The 21409-nt window shown below is 39.8% G+C and carries 20 protein-coding genes; 7 read left to right on the top strand and 13 right to left on the bottom strand.

Annotated elements, in window-relative coordinates; translation table 11 throughout:
* The 8 genes from moaB to I6F54_RS05665 all read right to left on the bottom strand — a co-directional run bounded on the left by moaB (window position 1) and on the right by I6F54_RS05665 (window position 11177).
* Window positions 1-540, bottom strand: coding sequence for a molybdenum cofactor biosynthesis protein B (moaB, locus tag I6F54_RS05700; RefSeq protein WP_024609783.1), 540 nt, complete (start codon window positions 538-540; stop codon window positions 1-3).
* Window positions 537-1259 carry a molybdenum cofactor guanylyltransferase gene (locus I6F54_RS05695; RefSeq protein WP_197140209.1) on the bottom strand — a complete coding sequence of 241 codons (723 nt, stop codon included), beginning with the start codon at window positions 1257-1259 and terminating at the stop codon, window positions 537-539. Before I6F54_RS05695 ends, moaB begins: the two co-directional genes overlap by 4 nt.
* 1 nt (window position 1260) lies before the next feature.
* Complete coding sequence (moaA, locus tag I6F54_RS05690) at window positions 1261-2232, bottom strand: GTP 3',8-cyclase MoaA (RefSeq protein WP_149602496.1); 972 nt, start codon at window positions 2230-2232, stop codon at window positions 1261-1263.
* A gap of 16 nt (window positions 2233-2248) precedes the next feature.
* Window positions 2249-4945, bottom strand: a complete 2697-nt coding sequence (locus I6F54_RS05685) for a nitrate reductase (RefSeq protein WP_197140207.1) — start codon at window positions 4943-4945, stop codon at window positions 2249-2251.
* A gap of 40 nt (window positions 4946-4985) precedes the next feature.
* Window positions 4986-6509, bottom strand: coding sequence for an FAD-dependent oxidoreductase (locus I6F54_RS05680; protein ID WP_197140205.1), 1524 nt, complete (start codon window positions 6507-6509; stop codon window positions 4986-4988).
* 239 nt (window positions 6510-6748) lie between these two features.
* Window positions 6749-7942, bottom strand: coding sequence for an alginate export family protein (locus tag I6F54_RS05675; protein ID WP_197140203.1), 1194 nt, complete (start codon window positions 7940-7942; stop codon window positions 6749-6751).
* Between the two features lie 9 nt (window positions 7943-7951).
* Window positions 7952-9694, bottom strand: a complete 1743-nt coding sequence (locus I6F54_RS05670; RefSeq protein ID WP_197140201.1) for a bifunctional protein-serine/threonine kinase/phosphatase — start codon at window positions 9692-9694, stop codon at window positions 7952-7954.
* Window positions 9695-9707: 13 nt separating this feature from the next.
* Entirely contained in the window at window positions 9708-11177 is a 1470-nt protein-coding gene (locus tag I6F54_RS05665; protein WP_197140199.1) for a NarK family nitrate/nitrite MFS transporter, read from the bottom strand.
* 288 nt (window positions 11178-11465) lie between these two features.
* Here I6F54_RS05665 and moeB point away from each other — a divergent pair, with 288 nt between their 5' ends.
* Complete coding sequence (moeB, locus tag I6F54_RS05660) at window positions 11466-12224, top strand: molybdopterin-synthase adenylyltransferase MoeB (RefSeq protein WP_197140197.1); 759 nt, start codon at window positions 11466-11468, stop codon at window positions 12222-12224.
* On the opposite strand, the gene I6F54_RS05655 is transcribed toward moeB, so the two are convergent.
* Genes I6F54_RS05655 through modA form a run of 3 tightly spaced genes read right to left on the bottom strand, consistent with a single transcriptional unit; the run spans window position 12225 to window position 14671 of the window.
* Window positions 12225-13253, bottom strand: coding sequence for an ATP-binding cassette domain-containing protein (locus I6F54_RS05655; protein WP_197140195.1), 1029 nt, complete (start codon window positions 13251-13253; stop codon window positions 12225-12227).
* Between the two features lies 1 nt (window position 13254).
* On the bottom strand, window positions 13255-13932 hold the full coding sequence (gene modB / locus I6F54_RS05650) for a molybdate ABC transporter permease subunit (protein ID WP_024609792.1): 678 nt from the start codon (window positions 13930-13932) through the stop codon (window positions 13255-13257).
* A complete protein-coding gene (modA, locus tag I6F54_RS05645; protein WP_197140187.1) occupies window positions 13919-14671 on the bottom strand; it encodes a molybdate ABC transporter substrate-binding protein in 753 nt (250 codons plus the stop codon). Before modA ends, modB begins: the two co-directional genes overlap by 14 nt.
* A 45-nt stretch (window positions 14672-14716) precedes the next feature.
* Between modA and moeA the strand changes: the two genes are divergently transcribed.
* Complete coding sequence (gene moeA, locus I6F54_RS05640) at window positions 14717-15934, top strand: molybdopterin molybdotransferase MoeA (protein ID WP_197140185.1); 1218 nt, start codon at window positions 14717-14719, stop codon at window positions 15932-15934.
* A gap of 53 nt (window positions 15935-15987) precedes the next feature.
* Here the strand turns inward: moeA and I6F54_RS05635 are convergent, their stop codons facing one another.
* Together I6F54_RS05635 and I6F54_RS05630 are read right to left on the bottom strand one after the other, a co-directional pair.
* The gene (locus tag I6F54_RS05635) at window positions 15988-16440 is read right to left on the bottom strand and encodes a hypothetical protein (RefSeq protein WP_197140183.1); all 453 of its coding nucleotides are present in this window, start codon (window positions 16438-16440) and stop codon (window positions 15988-15990) included.
* Window positions 16441-16553: 113 nt separating this feature from the next.
* Entirely contained in the window at window positions 16554-17978 is a 1425-nt protein-coding gene (locus I6F54_RS05630) for a sodium-dependent transporter (protein WP_010552537.1), read from the bottom strand.
* 189 nt (window positions 17979-18167) lie between these two features.
* Here I6F54_RS05630 and I6F54_RS05625 point away from each other — a divergent pair, with 189 nt between their 5' ends.
* The 5 genes from I6F54_RS05625 (at window position 18168) to I6F54_RS05605 (ending at window position 21296) form a co-directional block, all read left to right on the top strand.
* On the top strand, window positions 18168-18470 hold the full coding sequence (locus I6F54_RS05625) for a YciI family protein (RefSeq protein WP_010552536.1): 303 nt from the start codon (window positions 18168-18170) through the stop codon (window positions 18468-18470).
* A gap of 162 nt (window positions 18471-18632) precedes the next feature.
* Entirely contained in the window at window positions 18633-18890 is a 258-nt protein-coding gene (locus tag I6F54_RS05620) for a PepSY domain-containing protein (protein ID WP_002959808.1), read from the top strand.
* Between the two features lie 3 nt (window positions 18891-18893).
* Window positions 18894-19568, top strand: a complete 675-nt coding sequence (locus tag I6F54_RS05615) for a response regulator transcription factor (protein ID WP_007375447.1) — start codon at window positions 18894-18896, stop codon at window positions 19566-19568.
* Window positions 19562-20899: an ATP-binding protein gene (locus tag I6F54_RS05610; RefSeq protein ID WP_007585276.1), complete on the top strand. Its 1338-nt coding sequence runs from the start codon at window positions 19562-19564 to the stop codon at window positions 20897-20899. Before I6F54_RS05615 ends, I6F54_RS05610 begins: the two co-directional genes overlap by 7 nt.
* Window positions 20886-21296 (top strand): hypothetical protein, encoded by a 411-nt coding sequence (locus tag I6F54_RS05605; protein WP_007585278.1) that lies wholly within the window; start codon window positions 20886-20888, stop codon window positions 21294-21296. Before I6F54_RS05610 ends, I6F54_RS05605 begins: the two co-directional genes overlap by 14 nt.
* Window positions 21297-21409: the final 113 nt, after the last annotated feature.

Below are 21409 nucleotides of genomic sequence, written 5' to 3'. Positions count from 1 at the left end.
CTATTGCTCACGCGATTCACACTTTTTACCAATGGTAATGTGCGGTGCAAAGTTACACGGTTTATGCATTGAGTTAAGTTGATCTTTTATAATGCCTGTCCACGCTGTTTTACATGCGCCTGTAGAGCCTGGCATACAAAAAATAACCGTGTTGTTAGCAAGTCCTGCCAGTGCACGTGATTGAATAGTTGAGTTACCAATTTCACCGTACGATATATGTCTAAATAACTCGCCAAAGCCGTCTACGCTTTTATCAAACAGCGGCGCAAATGCCTCAGGTGTTGAATCACGTTCGGTAAATCCTGTACCACCAGTCACTAAAATAGCGTGAATGGTGTCGTCGGCTATCCACTGCGATGCAATAGCGCGCATTTGGTAAACATCATCTTTTACAATTTCTTTATCTGCTAAGTGATGACCCGCCTCAGTTAGCGCTTTAATTAAGTAATGACCAGAAGTATCGGTAATCGCATCGCGCGTGTCGCTTACTGTAAGTACGGCAATGTTTAAAGGTATTTGTGTATCGCTTGTGTGGCTCATAATGTTCTTCTCAATTGGTTAATGCTTAGGTCAAAATGCTCATTTACAGCTTTAAATTGCGCCGGTGTATTGGTGTTTATTAATGCATGCGCTTTATTACATAAAAGCGTTTGCACACCAATGCTTTGGGTAAACTGTTTTATTGATTTATGACTGTTTGCGTTTGTGAGTATGTGTTTTAAATGATTTTTTACACTGCTTGTATTACGAATATACAGCGGTAGCGGTTCATTTTCAAAGTGCCAAGCATGTATTTGTGACTGATTTAATTGATTGCTCACACTTTGTACGTTATTTGACTGAGAAGCCAGCACTATTGTGCTTAACAAACTCCTCGTAAGTAGAGGCATATCTACCGCAGTAATAAGTAAATCGTGCTCGGTGGCTATTAATGTTGAGTAAATTCCGCCAAGGGGTCCACTATTTGGGTATATATCTTTAACGTACTTTTCTGAGGGATAATCACTCGGTGAATAATGGTTCAATGACTTGACTGGATTTGTAACGTTGCGGCTTACCAATATGTTTTTAGCGCCTACCTCTTTTAATAAATCACACGCATTTTGCAATAGCGTTTTATTTTTTAAAACTAAATCGGCTTTGTCTGTGCCCATTCTTGATGACTTACCACCAGCAAGCACAACACCTGTAAAATCTCGCTTAACTTTTATATTAGCTTTTATATTAGCTTTTATATGAGTATTCACATCAGCTCCCATATTAGCCGCCTAACATGGCTAAGTGAGTTGTCGCACCTGTTAGACGCTTATCTAGCTCATGGCTTATTTCTTTATTGCCCATAGCGGCTCGAATTGCCTTTACGGTCGCTGCAGTATCATCCTCGTTTAGCAGTTCGCGTAAATCTATACCTTGCTCGGCAAACAAGCATAAGTGTAATTTACCCAGCGCCGACACCCTTAAGCGATTACAGCTTTTACAAAAGTCTTTACTGTACGGCATTATTAAACCAATACGACCATCGTAATCAGGATGACAAAATTCCTCAGCGGGTCCGTTTAATTTACCCCTAACTACTTGTAACCAACCTTGGTCGAGTAATTGGGCTTTAACCGTTTGCCCACTTAAGTGGTTTTCTTCAAAAAAGGTGGCGCCGTCACCGGTTTCCATTAATTCTATAAAGCGTACCGTAACTTTGTGGTGCTTTACCCACGCTAAAAAATCCTTCAATTGGTTTTTATTAAACTGCTTCGCAAGCACTGCATTTATTTTTATGTCTTTTATGCCCAGCTCTACCGCGCGTTCAATCCCTTTTAAAATAAGGTTAAGTTTGTCGTGCCCTGTTATGAGTTTAAACATACTCGGATTTAAACTATCAATACTGACATTAAGCGCATCAAGCCCTGCTTCAGCAAATTCATCAATTTTCTTTAATAAATTAAATCCGTTTGTAGTAATAGCTACTTTTTCTATGCCGGGCGTGTTTTTACAAAGCTTTATAATATCGGTTACGTCGTTTCGCAAGCATGGTTCGCCACCTGTAATACGCACTTTTTTAGTACCAAGCTCTGCAAACGCATTTACTAACGTGCTAATTTCGTTTTTATTTAAAAAATTACGCGGCGTATCGCACTGATACCCGTTTGGTAAACAATAACTACAACTAAAATTACATACATCGGTTATTGAGAGGCGCAAATAGTTAAACTGCCGACCAAATTGATCATTAAGCATATGCTTCCTTTTTTCTTTACATTACAACCGCAACATCAATGCTGCTAGAACCTGCTTTGTAATGTTGTTTTATTAATTGGCTTAATTGAGTTTTACACGAACCACAGTTCGTTCCACATTTAAGTTCAGACCCCAATTGCTCGACTGTGTTTGCACCGTTTTTAATGGCGTTTATAATTGGCTGCTCTCTTACTTTAAAGCAGCTACACACTTGTGCACCTTGGGTAAATTCTTCATCGGGAGTTGCATAGAGCAGCGACTGTAATTGGGTAAAAGTCAGTAACGGCTCTGCAAATAGATGATTTATCCATTCGAGTGATATTTCTTTTGGCTCATTAGAAATAACGGCAACAAACGCTAGTTGATCGTTTTGAATACACTGCACATGCATAGCTTTTGCCGTACTCATAGCCGACCACTGCCCTTGTAGACCAGTTAAGGTTTGGCAGTAATACAGTAAATCACTTTGTGGCTCATTAAGCGCTAATTGATAATTAAAGCAATTACTTGCATTAACTTTGAGCCAAAAATCACTGTTTATAACAAGTTCGTTTTTAGCAAACAGCTGCATATATTGCACAAAGGGTGCTTTAACTATATTAACGGCGCCATGTTTACACTCAGCCTGACCAGATATCGGATCAACTACCGATTGATATAGCCCACTTACGGTAGCAGATGATGCAAATTGCTTATTCCAATGAATAGGCATAAAGCATTCACCTTTGCGCACGGCATCGGTTACTTTGGCATGCGCGGTAACCTGCCCAGTTTGGGCAATCGCACTTATTAAATCGTTTTGTTTAATTGCTAATTTACTGGCATCAAGCGGATTAATTTCAATATACGGGCGTGTAATATGCGATGAAAGCGCAGTGCTTTTACCCGTGCGGCTCATGGTATGCCATTGGTCCCGTATACGACCCGAGTTCATTACAAACGGATAGTCGCTTGATGTTTTTTGCACAGGTAATTGCGGCGTTATAGGTATAAAGCGTGCTTTTTTATCAGCGGTGCTAAATTTGTTATCTGTAAAAACCTGACCGTTTTTATAAGGCTGATTTTTAACAACAGGCCACATAATGGGTTTTAAATTATCGTACTGGCTTTTAGTGAGCCCAACTAAACCTGAGAGGTTTAATAATCGGCTGCCGTTATTTTCAAAATCGGTTAATTGTGCCCATTCTTCAAAAATGCCACTGGGATCTGTAAAGTCAAACCCTTCAAAGCCCATTTTTTTAGCAACATCACACATAATTTGCCAATCGTTTTTAGCTCCCGAATAAGGCGCTACTAACGGGCGCTGCCTTGATATTCTGCGCTCTGAGTTAGTTACTGTGCCGTTTTTTTCGCCCCATCCGGTTGATGGAAAAGCAACATCTGCAAATTTTAACGTATCACTTTTTGCAATACAGTCAGATACAACCACCAGCTCGCAAGTCTCTAGTGCTTTTTTAATAGCGGCGTTGTTAGGCAAGCTCACCATAGGGTTTGTAGCCATTACCCATACTGCTTTTATTTTACCTGCAGCTATTTCATCAAACATATCGATGGCATTACTGCCTGCTTTTTTAGCGATAGTTGGCGATAGCCAAAAGCGTTGCACAAGTGATTGATGCGCTTCGTTTTCAATATCTAAATGCGCCGCTAACTGATTAGCCAAGCCACCGACTTCGCGACCGCCCATCGCATTGGGCTGCCCAGTAATCGAAAACGGACCGCTGCCTGGTTTAAGTAATTTACCTGAGGCTAAATGTGCATTAATAATGGCGTTGCATTTATCTACACCTGAGCTTGATTGATTTATACCCATTGAATAAAAGCTAATTGCGCTTGGGCTGTTAGCAAATAGCGCGTAAAACTCAGTGACTTGCTCAATTGCTATATCGCAAAAGTCGCTAACTGCCTCACAGCTCCATTTTGTTGCCTCTTGCAGTGCGCTTTCAAAGCCGTTTGTGTGCTGAGCAATAAATTGCGTGTCGAGGTGGTTATACTCATTTAAATAATTAAGCAAACCGTTATAAAGCGCAGCGTCACTACCTGGTTTTATATTTAAAAATGTGTCGGCAAGCTCAGCGGTGTCGGTTTTACGCGGATCAATAACCACCACTTTCATATTTGGGTTAAGTTGCTTTGCACGCTCCATTCGCTGATACAAAACAGGATGAGTCCATGCGGCATTAGAGCCAATTAAAATAAGTAACTCAGTTTGCTCTAAATCCTCGTAGGTACACGGCACTACGTCTTCACCAAAAGCGCGTTTATAACCAGCCACAGCAGATGACATACACAGGCGCGAATTTGTATCAATATTGCCTGAGCCTATGTAGCCTTTCATTAATTTATTAGCGATGTAATAATCTTCGGTAAGTAACTGCCCAGACACATAAAATGCCACCGCGTCAGGTCCGTGCTTATGTATTATGTCATTAAATTTATTGGCAACATGGTCGGTGGCTTCATCCCACGTGGCTGCTTTATTATTAATAAGGGGCGACGTTAAGCGATTATCACTGCCTGTTGTGTCGAGCAAATGCGTGCCTTTTACACATAAACGACCAAAGTTTGCGGGGTGCTCTCGCATGCCTTCAAGCTTGGTTGGCACATTATTAAAAAGTGAAATATCAACACCGCACCCTACACCACAGTAAGCACATGTTGTTTGTTTTAAACTCGTTTTATTTATAGTTGGTGACGTATTTGCGGTTGCCATACTGCTCTCTTTTAATGTGCTTTAATTAGTGTGCTTTAATTTATGCGGGCTGTTTTACAGGCTCATTAAGCGTAACTACGTTAATAGTGTTACTTGCTTTAGCAAGTGCGCTGCTTATTACGTTTTGAACGAGCTTTTCACAACCTCCACAGCCTGTACTGGCTTTGGTGTTTTGCTGCACACTTGCCAGATCTATACAGCCTTTAGCGACTGATTGTTCAATGGTGTGTTTAGTTACTTTATGACAAGCGCAAATAATGGCGTCATCAGGCAAGTCGTCGGCGCTTAGCTCTGCTATGTCGCCTGCAAGAGGCATAATGAGCGCTTCAGACGCGGTGGTAAGTTCAATGTCGTTTAAATGATATTGCAGTAAATTATCGTAATCGCTGGTATCGCCAACAAGTACGGCGCCAATCAGCTTATTACTTTGTGAATTAGTGACTACTTTTTTATAAATGCCATTGGCTTGATCCTCAAAATAATAGCTTATTGCGCCTTCGCTGCGTGCATGTGCATCGCCAATAGAGCCTACTTCAACGCCCATTAATTTAAGCTTGGTGCTCATATCGGCACCGCTAAATTCATCGGCTTTGTTATTTGAAGAAATGGCTTGTTGAGTATCTTGTTGGGCAGCTTGTAAAATATGACCAACTGCTATTTTAGCCATGGCATAACCGGGTGCCACTAAGCCAAAAATAAAATTATTCCACAGTGCACATTCACCAATAGCGTATATGTTTTTGTCGCTCGTTTGGCAGTGGTTATTAATAACAATACCGCCGCGCTCACCTAACTCTAAATTAAACTCGCGGGCTAAATTATCATAAGGGCGAATCCCCGCAGAAAATACAATCATGTCGGTTTCAAGGGTTTTACCGCCTTTAAAACACATTTTGTAACGGCAACTCTCACCTTCTACTATTTCCTCGGTTGCTACCGATGTATGCACAGTAACGCCCAAATCGGTAATTTTGTTTTTTAATAACCGACCGCCACCTGCATCAACTTGTACGCCCATAAGTTGCGGTGCAAATTCTATTACGTGAGTGTGTAAACCCAGTTGCTTTAATGCGTTTGCAGCTTCAAGCCCTAATAAACCGCCACCAATAACTACGCCTACTTTACTACCGTGGGCTGAGTTTTTTATTGCGTGTAAATCGTTAATAGTCCGATAAACAAGGCAATGTTCACGGTCTTTACCCGGAATAGGCGGCACAAATGGGAATGAACCGGTAGCAAGTACTAGTTTGTCGTATTCAAACAGCTCCCCTTTAGCGGTTGTTACTGTTTGCGCATCACGATTTATATCAACCACTTTAGAGTGAGTATGAAAGCGTACTTGCCAATCGTCATAAGTTTTATTGCATGTAAGAGCGAGGTCGTCTGCGGTTTTACCTTTAAAAAAAGACGATAGTTGCACGCGGTCATACGCTAAGCGGTCTTCTCCACTTAATACCGTAATTTCAAATGGGTTATCAGCCTGATTTTGAGAAACTAGCTGCTGCACAAAATGATGCCCCACCATTCCGTTTCCTACCACTACAACACGCTGCTTGCTTAGCATTTACTCACCTTAAAATGATATCTACTTTAGTAATTAACTAAAATTGAAATCGAATGATTTGTTATAGGATTGTTATAGCAATATGTAAGCCAAATATATAAACATTAAAAATCAGTTAGTTGCCTACATTGGTGCATAGGTTGAAAGTGTAAAGCCCCACAAGATGGTGCAGTTGCACCATCTTGTATCGCTATAAATTAATGAAGAAAGTTAGAAGGGTAATTAAGTACAACAAAGGATTAAAACTTAGCACTCATCCATACCCATAATTTTTGAGTATCGACTTTATTAGCAGCAGTATCACCCGCTGAATAATCAGCGTATTTAGCACCCACCGTGTAGGTTTTATTAATCGGTTTAACGTATTGTACGTTTAGCTCACGACCTAAATCGTCAACCCCATTTGATTGCTCATTGGCATCAAAACTGTGATAAGCCATCAGCCACTTTCCGCCAAACGCTTTACCATTTAGGCTTATGTAAGTGTCATCCAAACCTTGTGTGGGTGTGCTCAAAAACATATCTGCCCAACCATTAAATTTATGCATTGTGGCAAGCGGTGCTGCAAACCCGTAATCGCCGCTGTCAGAACCGAGTGATTCGATGCCCACTTTTAATGTTATGGGCTCACTGCCCAACCCATTAATATCAACACCTCCTTCAAGTGCATAGTAGTCTGCATCAAAATCACTCACGCTTGTTGAAGCAGACTGCGTTGCATACTCCGCTTTGTAATAAAACGTTATGTCGTTTAGAGTTTTATTACCGTTAAAAGAAACGCCATAAGTGTCTAAACTGTCGTCCTGTATAGCATCGTCACTTAATAAGTAACTGTATAAAACCACTTTACCGAAGTCTGTTTTAAAGCTGGCATTAATTAGATGATCGGACGATTTAATGTCTTTATCGTCAGCAAATATGCGGTTACGCTTGTTTAAATAACTGTACTGTAAATCTATGTTATTAAATGCGTAATTAATGGTTGCTGCATCAAAAGTTTGCCTATCTTGGCGCCAACCTACGTGCCCAACAAAACGTTGCCCATCAAGGGCTATTACTTGACGCCCTACTTTTAGCGATAAGCCATCGCGGGCATATTTAACAAAGCCTTGGTCAATTTCAGTGGTTTCCGGGTCTGCAATAACTGAGTAATCGGTATTTTTACCCACGGTGTTGTTGTAATCATCTACGCCAAATAGGCTGCGAGTATCTTCTACTTCAATTAGACCTGAAAAACCATTTACCTCATCTGTTTGATGCGTCAAGCGGGTTCTAAGTGTTAACCCACTTGCATCTTTTAAGGCATTGTTTTGATCAACGCTTTCAAAACGCAGTCTAAAATCAAGATCGGTTTGCGAAGCTTGGCTTATTGAAGGCGCAGTGAAGCAACCCAGTATAAAAATAATAGGTAAGTTTTTCTTATAGTTAAGCATTTTGGTTCTCTAAGTTTTAATTATTAATACACATACCAAAGCAATAAATAAACACAGCGAAATACATTTCCACACCATAACTGGATCGCGTTTCATTATTGAACTTTTATTAGCGGTACTTTCTAAATAAGGATTAGGTTTATTGATATCGTTTATAAACTCAGAAAAAGCTTGGTATCTGAGCTCGGGTTTAGGGGCAAGCGCCTTCATAAGCGCTTGATCTAACCAAAACGGAATATCAGCTCTGTATTTACGTATACTTGTGTAGTGCCAATGGCTGTAATCTTTTGGCGCAACGTGGTTAAGTGGCAGTGGTTTGTAAGGCAATTTTGAGCACAATAACTCATAAGCAATCACGCCAAGTGAAAACAAATCACTTTTAAAATCTGCGTGCATAGTAATAAGTGTTTCGGGTGCGGTATAATCGGCAGTGCCTTGTGGGCAATCATCCGCAATTTGTTTAACCGACTCGTCCATAGCCGCAACACTTACTGTGCCGTAATCAATGAGCGTTACTTTTCCGTGCGCATCTATCATTACATTATCGAGTTTTAAATCGCGATGTACCATATCGAGTCGCTGAAACGCCCTTAGCGCATGTACTATTTGTTCAATAATACTGCGTACTTGCGTTATTTCTGGGTGCGGCACATCGTGCTTCCAATCAGTGAGTGTTTGTCCGTCCATGTACTCACAAATATGATATAAAAAACGACTTTGCGATTGCGTACTCAGTACTTTCATCACGTTTAAATGGTTTATGCGTTGCCCTACCCAGCCCTCTCTTATAAAACCTTGAAGGTAGTGCACATCGTCTTCAAAATTAACCGAAGGTGCTTTTAAAACCACTGGCGGTATATCGGGCGCTTGTTGCACTAAATAAATGTGCGAGCGACTACTGGCATGCAATTTACGAATAACCGTGTAGTCATCAATTTTTTGCCCCACATTAAGCGCTGGTGGAATTTTACGTCGTGTTAGCGAATGATAAAGCTCATCTAGCTTTTGCTCGGCAATGTTTTCTACTTTTACTAGTAAACAACTTACGTTGTCGTCACTGCCTCGCGCTAATGCAAGTTCGGTAATTGCTTTAGCTGCATTTTCTAAATTAGCGTGCTCATTAATTAATTTAGCTATGTCGCTGCTTGGGAGCACATCGTGTACGCCATCGCAGGTTAATATATAAATATCGTCGGTTTTTAGGTCAACTTCGTATACATCTATTTCTTGATGAAGTTGTGCGCCAAGTGCACGGGTTAGCGTATCGTTTACTTTATGATCCCGTGTTATCGCCTCTATTTTACTGCCGCGCAGACGGGTAACTCGTGTATCACCTAAGTGAAATATATAACCCGTTGCCGACTTTAAAATAAGCGCTGTAAAAGTGGTCATCCAATCAGCTTGGCGCTGACCAAGATGATTGTAATTAACCGATTGCGAATAAAGCCACTGATTTAAACTTGCTAACACCTTCGACACTGACTTTTTAACCGCCCAACTTTCGGGAGTATTTAAATACTCATTTATAAAATGAGTAACCGAAAGTTGAGACGCTTGTTTCGCATTTTTTGCTGATGAACACCCATCGGCTAAACAGGCAATAACGCCTTTAGACTCTTTTTCTTGCGCTTTGGTATTAAGAGCTGCAAACGCATCTTGGTTTTCTGCTTTTAGCCCTTTAGCACTGTGCCCACCAAATGAAACGTTGAGCTCATTTTTAAGTGCTTTAGCGTGGGGTGTTTCATCAAACATAATCAATAATGCCTTACGTCACTGAAATAAGTTCAACGGTGCCGTCTTCATTTACTTCGGTAATATGCCCATCTGGTTCTTTCATAAAAAACAGCGCGCCTAAGCCAAGTAATGCACTGCCTGCAATAATGAAAAAGAAGGTTTTATAATCAACAAGTGATAATGCCGTTAAGTAAACTACTGCGCCTACATTACCGTAAGCGCCTGTCATACCTGCAATTTGCCCAGTTAAACGACGTTTAATTAGCGGTACTGCGGCAAATACAGCGCCCTCACCTGCTTGCACAAAGAACGAACATGCCATAGCTGCTACAACGGCAAGCCATAAAGGCCACGATGCGTCTACCAAGCCCATTACAAAGTAACCAACAGCAAGACCCATCGTAAGTACAATAAGTGTTATACGACGACCTAATTTATCTGAAATCCAACCACCACCAGGGCGAGATGCTAAATTCATAAACGCATACGCTGAGGCTAAAATACCTGCATACACCATATCAAGACCAAACACATCCATAAAAAACAGCGGCAACATAGATACAACCGCAAGCTCAGAACCAAAAGTTGTAAAATATAAAATATTTAAAACAGCTACTTGCTTAAATTCATAACGATGCGACTCAGGTACTGGCTCTTTAAAAATATGACCATTTACGTCAAAGGTTTTATACACTTCGTAAATATAAAGTAGAACTAAAAAAGCATACACAGCAAGTACAAAATTAGCCGAAATTAAGTTAGCACCGGTTGGCGAAAGCTTCCAAGTAAGTAATGCTAATGCGCCGTACATAGGGATTTTCATAATAAGCAGTAATACAAAGTCGCCTTTACTGGTTACTTCCATTGCGCCTACTTTTTTAGGCTTAAAGTATGTACCGCCTTTTGGCGTATCGGTTACATTTAAGTACCAAATAACACCAAATATAACGCTTAATACACCGGTTAAGCCTACTGCATAACGCCAGCCATCTTCGCCGCCAAACATTAGTGCAATAATTGGCAATAACATAGCCGCAGCTGCTGAACCAAAATTACCCCAGCCGCCATAAATACCTTCCGCTATACCCAACTCATTAGCAGGAAACCATTCACTCACCATTCGAATGCCCACAACAAAGCCAGCACCAATAAAGCCTAAAGCAAAACGCGCCAGCGCTGCTTGTTCAAATGTAGTTGCCATAGCAAACATAAAACACGGAATGCTACAGGTAATAAGTAATGCTGAATAAACAATACGCGGACCAAATTTATCGGTTAGCATACCCACAACAACGCGGGCAGGAATAGTTAACGCTACATTTAAAATGAGTAACGTTTTAACTTGTGCCATGGTGATCCCAAGCGAACCCGCAATTGCACCTAGTAAAGGGGCATGGTTAAACCATACAAAAAATGACACAAAAAAGACCATCCAACTCAGATGTAATACTTTCATTTTTCCTTTAAAGGATATTAGGTTAAACCCAGAACTCGGTTGCATGTTTATTTTCCTCGTAAACGTATTATTGTTTTATTAATGCCCCACCCTTTTATATGAGTAGCAGCCAATGTTTGTTAAATTTAAGTTAACCCGATATAGCAATTACTGAGCCACTAATTAAAAACCATAAATTTCATATAGTTAAATGCAACAGTTGTTTTTATACGTTATAGTTGCACTATATGAGTGAAGGGCTCTGGGTTGTTAGAGTGCAAATAAAAAGCGTTACTACTTGCTCTAGGATTTAACAACTTGGTATTGTTCAAAAAAAGTATGAGAAGTCTAAAAATGCAAAAATCACCGTTAACTTACCAGCAGCAACTGCGCTACTCTCGGCACATTATGCTTCCGCAGCTTGATATAGACGGACAAGAGAAAATATGGCAATCGCATGCTTTAATTATTGGTGTAGGAGGGCTTGGGTGCGCGGTAGGTCAATACTTAGCAGCATCTGGCGTTGGCACGCTTACCTTAGTTGATAACGATGAAATAGACGTAACCAACCTGCAAAGGCAAATACTGTATAAAGAAAGTGATATTGGTAGCTCAAAATGCAGTGCCGCTAAAAAACAGCTCAGCGAACTTAATAGTGAAATAGACATAAATACCATTGAGGCATTTTTTGATGAAAATACGTCTATCAATCCTCTATTTAATAACATTAATATAGTAATTGATTGCTCAGATAACCTAGCAACGCGCAATGCACTAAATAGCGCGTGTTTTAACGCTAAAGTACCGTTGGTTTCGGGCTCTGCAATACGTATGGAAGGACAAGTCGCGTGTTTTACTATGGATGGAAACAGCCATTGTTATGGTTGTTTATCGCAATTTTTTAGTGAGCAAACTCAAAGCTGCTCTGAATCCGGCGTACTCTCCCCTATTGTTGGGCTAATAGGCAGTATTCAGGCGACTGAGGCGCTAAAAATGCTTGCAGGTTTACCCAGCGGCTTAAGCGAACACTTATTGCTGGTGGATGGCTTAAGCATGGAGTTTAATCGTTTTAAAATAGCTAAAAATAGTCAATGTGCGGTGTGCAGCATTTAGTTATTCTAGATTACTGATTGTTGTATAAAGCACATCGCCCACTTTAAAGTCGTTTTTGTCCCACACTCGCCTTGAAGCCAAGCAATACAAAGTTTGCCCATCTACATTAAGTGTTAACTGCCACTTATTATTAATAAGCTCAGCCTGAGTTAATACCGACCTTAAAACATTGCTATGCGTTGTTTGCTCAGGCTTTAACGCACTAAACGACATTTGCTCACTTTCTATAATTAGCTTATTACTGCTATCTACAAGTGCAGGAAGCACAAAAAGCGGCTGCTCACTTTGCTGTAATTGCAGTTGATATAGCCCGTAGTCTTCATCAAATTTAACCACATCGTAATTAATTAAGCTTAGCGGTGTTTGCCTATCGTTTGCATAAATAGCTTTTGCAACGTGTGCACTTGCACCTTGGTTTATCACCTTGCCTTTATCAAGCTGAATAAGGGTATCGCAGCAAAATAGCAGCTCTTTTAATGAGTGACTTACTATTATAAATTTAATATTAAACTTAACTGCAAACTCGCTAAGTTTAGTGAGTGTTTTAAAACGCAATGACCAATCAAGCGCACTAAAAGGCTCATCAAGCATTATAAATTTTTGACCTGCTAACAACGTGCGCGCAAATACTACACGTTGGCGTTCGCCGCCCGATAAGCTTTGTACATCACGATTTAGTAAGTCTTGTAATTCAAGTGTTTTAACAACGTATTCTAACCTTAAGCTGGTTTGCTTATTCCCACAGTGTTTTTGTGTAAACGCTAAATTACCTGCCACATCTAAATGAGGAAACAACGGGCACGATTGCAACTGAAGCGTTATACCGCGTTTATCGCTTGGTAACTCATGCACTGGCTGATTGTTTACATAAACACTTTTTGCAGGCTCTAAACCACTAATACAGCGCAGTAATGTTGACTTACCCGAGCCAGAAGGCCCGTAAACACCGAGTACATTAAACGACTCAAGCTCAAGGTTTATATCTAAATCAAAATTATTGAGTGCTTTAAAAAGGCTTAATTTAATCATGTTATTGCTTAACCCCTACAATGCTTTTATTAAACTTAAATAACAGCACTAAACAGGCAAACGAAATAGCCAGTAAAATAAGTGAAAGCTGATGCGCCGCCGTATAATTTAACGATTCAACATGGTCATAAAGCGCAATAGACACCACCTGTGTTTGCCCCTGAATATTGCCGCCAATCATTAATACCAAACCAAACTCACCCAATGTGTGCGCAAAGCCTAAAGCAAATGCGCTACCAATACTGGGTTTTAAAAGCGGAATAATTAAATGCACAAAGCGTTTAAACGGGCTTAACCCAAGCGCAATGGCAGCTTCGTTATAGGTTTGATTAATATGCTTAAACCCAGCCACAAGAGGCTGCATTACAAAAGGCAGCGAATAAAAAAGCGAACCAATAACCACGCCCTGAAAACTAAACGCCAGCTGCGTACCCGTTAGCCAAAACCAAAACTGCCCAAAAGCGTGATCAGGCGAAAATAAAACAAGTAAGTAAAACCCTAATAACGTAGGCGGCAGCACTAAAGGCATTGCAATTAATGCCTCTAAAAATGGTTTAAATTTACCATTATAGCCAGCGAGCTTGTAAGCCACCGGAATACAAAAAACAAGAAGGAGCACTGCGGTTATAAAGGCAAGTTTTATAGTTAACCACAGCGCAGTTAAATCACTTTGAAGCATTGTTGTCCTTTATTCTGTAACCTAATTCAATTAACTGCTGCTGCGTAGCCTCTACCATTAAAAATTGCATGAGTTGCTTAGCGCTAGCGAGTTTTTTAGTCGACTTAATAATAACGCCTTGTTGAATTATATCGGGATATTGATTGGTAGGCAGCACGGTATAATCTAAATATTTTTGATCTTGCGTGTTACTGTAAGCCGCCTTTAGTGATGAAACAGCCACCAGCCCTACTCCTACATTACCACTTTCAACAAACTGAAAAGCATGCGTAATGTTATTCCCGTACACATAATTTACTGGCTTTTTAAAATGGTTATTAGCGTAGTGCTCTGAGGCACGCCCGTAAGGTGAAAAACGCGGATTAGCAATGGCTACTTTATCATTTACTTTTTCAGCTTTGGGTTGCCATAAAGCAAGCTCGCCTAAAGCGTAAGTGATTAAGCTACTTTGCTCAGCATAGCCTTCTTTAATAAGCGATTGCGGTCGAAAATCGTCAGCCGATAAAAACACATCAAATGGCGCGCCATGCACTATTTGCGAATATAAAACACCGCTAGAAGCGGCTGATATTTTCACGTCAACATTAGGTAATGGGGATTTTTTTAGTAGGGTTTGCAATACAATTTTAAAATTACTCGCTACGGCTACTTGCAGCGTTTCTTTTGCGTTTACGCTGCACGAAAGCATGCATGCTATAAGCAAAAAATAACCCAACCATGTATTGTAAAGCTTTGACATTATAAGTATTGTTTCAAAATAAAATGATTTAAGTAAGCAATATATATGAACGATGTTTGCAATGCACCCGGTTTGTTACCAATTGAAACTGCAATACAAAATATACTTAGCGTAATAACACCTGTTAAAAGCGCTGAAACCATCAAAATAATGCAAAGCGTTGATCGCATTTTAGCAAGCGATGTTAAATCAACTATAAACGTACCGGCTCATAATAACTCTGCAATGGATGGTTATGCGCTATGTATTTCAGATAAAAGCTTAACCTATACACAAGTAGGTAGCGTGTTTGCAGGGCAAGTTTTTGAAGGAATGCTAACCCCAGGGCAATGTGTAAGAATAATGACCGGCGCCGCCATTGCACCCGGCGCTAACGGCGTTGTAATGCAAGAAAACGCCTCGGTAAATGGCGATAAAATTACGTTTACAGCACAACCAGAACTAAATGAAAACGTGCGTTTTTCCGGCGAAGATATTGCAATAGACGATGTTATTTTAAAAGCAGGCGATAAATTAAAAGCCGTTGATGTGGGACTACTTGCATCTTTGGGCATTGCTAATATAGACGTAATCAGAACCCTAAAAATAGCCGTACTTTCTACAGGCGATGAGCTAATTGAACCTGGTCAGCCTCTTAAGCAAGGCGCTATTTTTGAAAGCAACCGCGCTGTTATTATTAGTGCGCTGCAACAAAAAAATATAGACGTGATTGATTTAGGAATTATTCCTGATGACAAAGAACTCATCACAAATGCATTTTTAAAAGCGAACGAACTTGCCGATGCAGTAATAAGCTCAGGCGGTGTATCGGTTGGTGAAGCCGACTTTACTAAAGAAGTACTCAACGAAATTGGCGAAATTCACTTTTGGAAAATAGCCATGAAACCTGGCAAACCTTTTGCCTTTGGTAAACTAAGTAACAGTTACTTTTTTGGCTTGCCAGGTAACCCTGTGTCGGCTGCTGTTACGTTTAATCAGTTAGTAGAGCCTGCACTGCAAAAGCTGTCGGGGCTTGGTGAAGTAAACCCTAAAATGCGCTTTAACGCTGTTACTACATCCGTTATTAAAAAGCGCCCAGGAAGAGCTGATTTTCAACGCGGGACTGCAACAATTAACGAGCAAGGTGACTTAGTGGTTGCCCCGTTTAATAAACAGGGCTCGGGTGTACTTTCGTCGCTTAGTAAAGCTAACTGCTTAATTGTAGTGCCAGCACAAAGCGGCAATATCGAAAAAGGCGCAACAGTAAGTATTGAGTTGCTATAAAGCCTAAAATGCTACAGCTAACTGTATAATTTAGCTGTAGCGCTATGTAGACCTTAAAATATTTTTATATTTAATGTTTGAATTAAACAATTTAACTTTTCGCTACGCCCTACAAACTCTTCTTTGCTCAATCTATTAACACACTTTAGCGCATTTTTAGTCGCAAAGTATCTATCATAACTTAGGCTTCTTTCGCATTTAACACTATACGTTGAGGGCCAAGAGCCACCAGCACCTGTTGCTACTCCAACAACATTACATGTAGCATCTATATACTGCTCCCATGCTGATATTTGCGCTTTAACTGCATCAACTTGGTAATCATCAGTTAGTTGCGCGTAAATTTCATCCATCATTTTACTGATTTTAGTTTTGTATCTATTACCCTCTAAATTATAAATATTCCCAGTGTGCATTGCACCGCCTTCTGGCCAACCATCAGCGCTTTGTGCAAATGCGCCAAATGATGAAATAGCAAAAGCAAACCCAATAATAATTTTATTCATTTTAAATCCTTTTAATAATTAGACCAGGTACCTGTAAAAAACGCCTATAAAAAATGCCGCTAAGCTTAGCTGAGCGGCATTATATTATTCAATAAGCTTTTAAAGAGGTCTATTTAAAAACCAAATATTTTTAAATCAAAAAACTTAGTCGCCACTGTATTTATAAATATCACAGCTAGAATGACAGGAATAAACGTTGAAAGTGAAAAGTTAACGTACTTTTCCATCAAGCTTCCCGCATAATTAGGCGAACCTAAGCTTAGCTCTTGTGTTAAGCGTGCTTTTTTCCAGCGGTACATTACAAACAAACACACCATTAAGCCATTAAGCGGTAAAATTGTGTCGTAAAATACATCAACAATAATATCAAAAAAGCTCTTATTAACGCCGCCATAACTGGTGAACGAAGTAAGGCTGTCAATCATACCAAACGACATTGTACATAAAATAGTAAGTACACCGGTTGAAAGTGTAAGGATGCCCAATGCTTTTTTACGGCTAATACCTTTACGGTCACTTAGTGTTGCTGTCGGTACTTCTACTATTGAAACAAGTGAAGTAATCGCTGCAAAAAATACTAATAAGAAGAATGAGAACGCAACAATAGACGCACCTACATAACCAATATCATTTTGCAGTGCTAATAATATTTTAGGTAGGTATACAAAAATCATTGATACAGACGAGTCAGAAAGTGCTGATGGGTCTGTGTTTGGATCAAAGCTAAATATAGCGGGCAACACCATTAGGCCCGCTACAAACGCAACGAGTGAGTCTGTAATAGCGACCATTTTCGCGCTACTTACAATGTCATCCTTTTTAGAAATATACGACGCGTAAGTCATTAATATACCCATACCCAGCGATAGCGAGAAAAACGCTTGGCTTAATGCGCCATTAAGTACACTTGCACTCATCTTAGAAAAATCAGGAATAATGTAGTATTTAACACCGGCCATTGCGTTATCAAGCGTTAATACATAAGTAACTAAAGCAAGTAGCATGAAAAGTAAGGCTGGCATTAAAAATTTAGCGGCTTTTTCTATGCCTTGTTTAACACCCCCTAATAAAATTAAGTTAACAATAATAACCACAACGGCCATATAACCAAACACAGTGTAACTATTAATAAAAACACCAAAGTGGCCAGGATCTGCAAGTAAATCTAAATTACCGAGGCCTGTTTGCGTTAAGTAACCAAAAATCCAAACCGTAATTACCATATAAAACACAGCAATCATAAATGGTGTAAGCACCGCTAAAAAACCTGCTAGCTTCCATTTTTTATCGTTATTAGATAATAGCTTGTACGAACCAAGTGGATCTTTTTGAGCGTTACGACCCATTGCCATTTCAGCCATCATGACTGGTAAACAAATGAACACGACAAATAAAGCGTAAATTAATAAGAATGCGCCACCACCATTTTTGGTAGCAGAAACCGGAAAACCAACTAAATTACCAATACCAACAGCCGAACCTGCCGCTGCCATTATGAATCCGAGACGGGAACTAAATCGTTCTCTATTTTCGCTCATGCATAAAACCTTTTTATTATTTTGTATATTTCAGCGACTCTACCAGTGTTACACAGATATTTTCAAGCAATTACAGCTTAAAAATAAAATCGAAGTGTAAACCTGTGTAAATACGCTTTTAATTCACCAATTTTCAACGCTGTGGTAGTATTGCGTTAATCAAATTTAACAATTTTTATGAGATTCCTTATGTTGTACATGATTCACTCAACAGACGTTGAAAACAGCTTAGAGCTTAGAAAAGCAGCACGCCCGGCACATTTAGCACGCCTTAGTGAGCTTGATTCACAAAACCGTTTATTAACTGCGGGTCCGTTTCCGGCAGTCGATAGTGAAGATCCTCAAGAAGCAGGTTTTACCGGTTCATTAGTTGTTGCTGAGTTTGAGTCAATAGAAGCAGCTCGAGAGTGGGCAGCAGCTGACCCTTACGTTGCCGCTGGCATCTATGAAAATACAATTGTTAAACCTTTCAAAAAAGTGTTCCCTGCTTAAAAGTGTATTAAACCCTAAGAGCGTGTGTTGCACTGTAATTCAGGGTTTGTTCACAAGATTTTAATTAAAATTACTGAGATAAAAGCGAATTTAGCGTTTTTACTTGAATTTTAGTAACTTAGTTAATTAAACTAAGTGGGTCTGGTCTAGGAGTTTTCCATTATGCGCGTATTATTAAGCCTCGGTTTTATTGCTTGTGTTAGCTTAGCTAACTTTGCTCAAGCAGCGACGGCCACCCAAGCATCTCATGCTGAGGTGGACAAAAAGAAAGCCGTAATACTTGCAAAGAAAACAATAGGCGGTAAGACCTTAAAAATTACCGAAAAAACAGATTTTTATACCGTACGAATACTCAAATCTGACGGCCACGTCGTTGATTTACATATAAATAAAAAAACCGGCGAAGTGAAAAAGGATTAACAAATGCGAATTTTAGTTATTGAAGACGATTTACATTTAGCAGATAACCTACGTAATGCTTTAGAAAAAGAACGTTACAGCGTGGATTTATGTCACGATGGTGAAGCAGGTCTTTTCCACATTACAGAATACCCGCTTGATATGGCCGTAGTTGATTTAGGTTTACCTAAAATAGACGGTATTGAGCTAATCAATAAAGCACGAGCACAAGGCATTACTATCCCTATTTTAATATTAACAGCGCGCGATCGCTGGCAGGATAAAGTAGAAGGTTTAGATGCAGGTGCAGATGACTACCTTACAAAACCATTTCATGTTGAAGAACTTATTGCACGTTGTAATGCATTAATTCGTCGCAGTGCTGGTAAAGCAAATCCAGAAATGACTGCGGGTCCAATTAAAATTCATACACGTTCACAACAAGTATGGGTTGATGATAAAGAACTTAGCCTTACAGCTTACGAATATAAAGTACTTGAATACTTAATGGTAAATCCGCAAAAAGTAATTTCTAAATCAGAACTTACTGAGCATATTTACGACCAAGATTTTGACCTTGATTCAAACGTAATTGAGGTATTTGTACTACGTTTGCGTAAAAAGCTTGATCCAGAAGGCGTACTAAACCCAGTAGAGACACTACGTGGGCGTGGTTACAGGCTTAAAAGCCAGTGGTAATACCGCAAATATCGTTAAAAATAAGGCAAGGATTTATCCTTGTCTTTGTTTTATTAGTCGCACTCCCTATCTTATTTTATTCAATTGGCAAAGCGTATTACGCTTCACTTGTTGATGCGACAGAAAAAACCCTCGAGGCACAGCTCTACTCGCTAATATCTGAAGTCGACTTTACTGAGCATGGTATTATTATGCCCAGCACTATTTTAGCGCCTGAGTTAAACAGATTAAATTCAGACACCTACGCAATGATTTACCGCGATGATGACCCTGTTTGGAACTCAGAATCGGCTGTAAATTTAAACTATGTACCAGAGCAAATAGAAACCAAAGCCGGTGCCGCCGACTTCAGGCGCGTGGAGTATAATAATACCGCGTACTGGCAACTTAGCCTGACTGTAATTTTAAACAACATAGATCAATCAGAACAAGCTCGCTTTATATTAGTCAAACGTAACGACGCTCTACTTCGTATAATGGATGGCTTTAAGCAAACCCTTGTAGATTGGATGTTTATCATGGGGATTGCAATTGCAGGCCTAATGGCGATTGGTTTCATTTGGAGCGCTCGCCCACTCCAACGACTCGATAAAGAGATAAAAGCGATTGAATCGGGTGATATTCAAGAAATTAAAGGCCTCTACCCTGTAGAGCTGCAAACAATAAAAGCAGACCTAAACTTGCTACTTGAGTCGCAACAGCGCCAAAAAGAGCGCTACAGAGCCTCATTAAGCGACCTTGCTCATGCACTTAAAACACCGCTTGCAGTACTAAAATCAAGTCCATTGGCAAACGATGCCGATGCACAAGAACAACTCGACCGAATTAATGTGATGATCGAGCACCAATTAAAGCGTGCTGCAACCGGTGCATCAGACACGTGGAAAAAGCAAACACCTATTAAGCCTGTACTTGATTCAATACTCAGTGCTATGGCAAAAGTATACCGTGATAAAGATATTATTTTTACCTGCACCGTAACCGAAAAAGATTACTTTCTAGGTGACCAAACAGATTTAATGGAATTACTCGGTAACTTGATTGATAACGCCTGTAAAGCGTGTCGCTCGCAAGTAGAAATACAAGTAATCCAAAGTAAAACTCTGTGTATTGGAATTAGCGATGATGGCCCTGGTGTGCCAGAGGATAAACGTGAATCTTTACTTACACGTGGTACTCGCCTCGATACATACGAAAGCGGACACGGCGTAGGCATGGCGATTGTATCTGATTTAGTTAAGTCGTATAACGGGACACTTACCATTACCGATGCTGATAACTTAGCCGGCGCTCAATTTATCTTAGAGTTTAATTACAATGACAAAAAGTAACTATTTATTAAAACTTACTGCCATTGTGCTATTAACTACAAGCCAGTACAGCTTTGCAGATGAGGCATGTACTTTAGCCGCTAAAGCAACAACCGATGAAGCTAAGCGGTATATTCAATGCCTAGATAGCCAGATTGATAAAGCAAAGCAAGCACAAGGCAGTTGGATACAAAAGCGCAAATATGAGCTAACTAAATCACAAGAAAGCACAGGCAATACGCAAGTATTACCGTTATTTATGCGCAGCATTAAAAATAACGAAAAGTACCTTGAGAGTGCCTGCCAATGGCGTTACTTAATAAAACTTCCTAATGCGACAACAGCAGCCATTAGCTATAAACTCTGTGAAATTGAGCTTATAAATCAATTTACAGAATCACTAAAACACCCATTTTAACGTAACTTAAAGCACACTAAACTAGTTACGTTTATCTACTCGTTCCCTTTAGCCTACTTGACAATTTATTCATATCAAAACAAACTACCTACTAGTAGATTGCTAAATAGCTA

This window comes from Pseudoalteromonas sp. SWXJZ10B (assembly GCF_015864475.1).
In the GTDB taxonomy this organism is placed as follows: domain Bacteria; phylum Pseudomonadota; class Gammaproteobacteria; order Enterobacterales; family Alteromonadaceae; genus Pseudoalteromonas; species Pseudoalteromonas arctica.
This window is presented reverse-complemented; position numbering and strand designations above follow the sequence as displayed.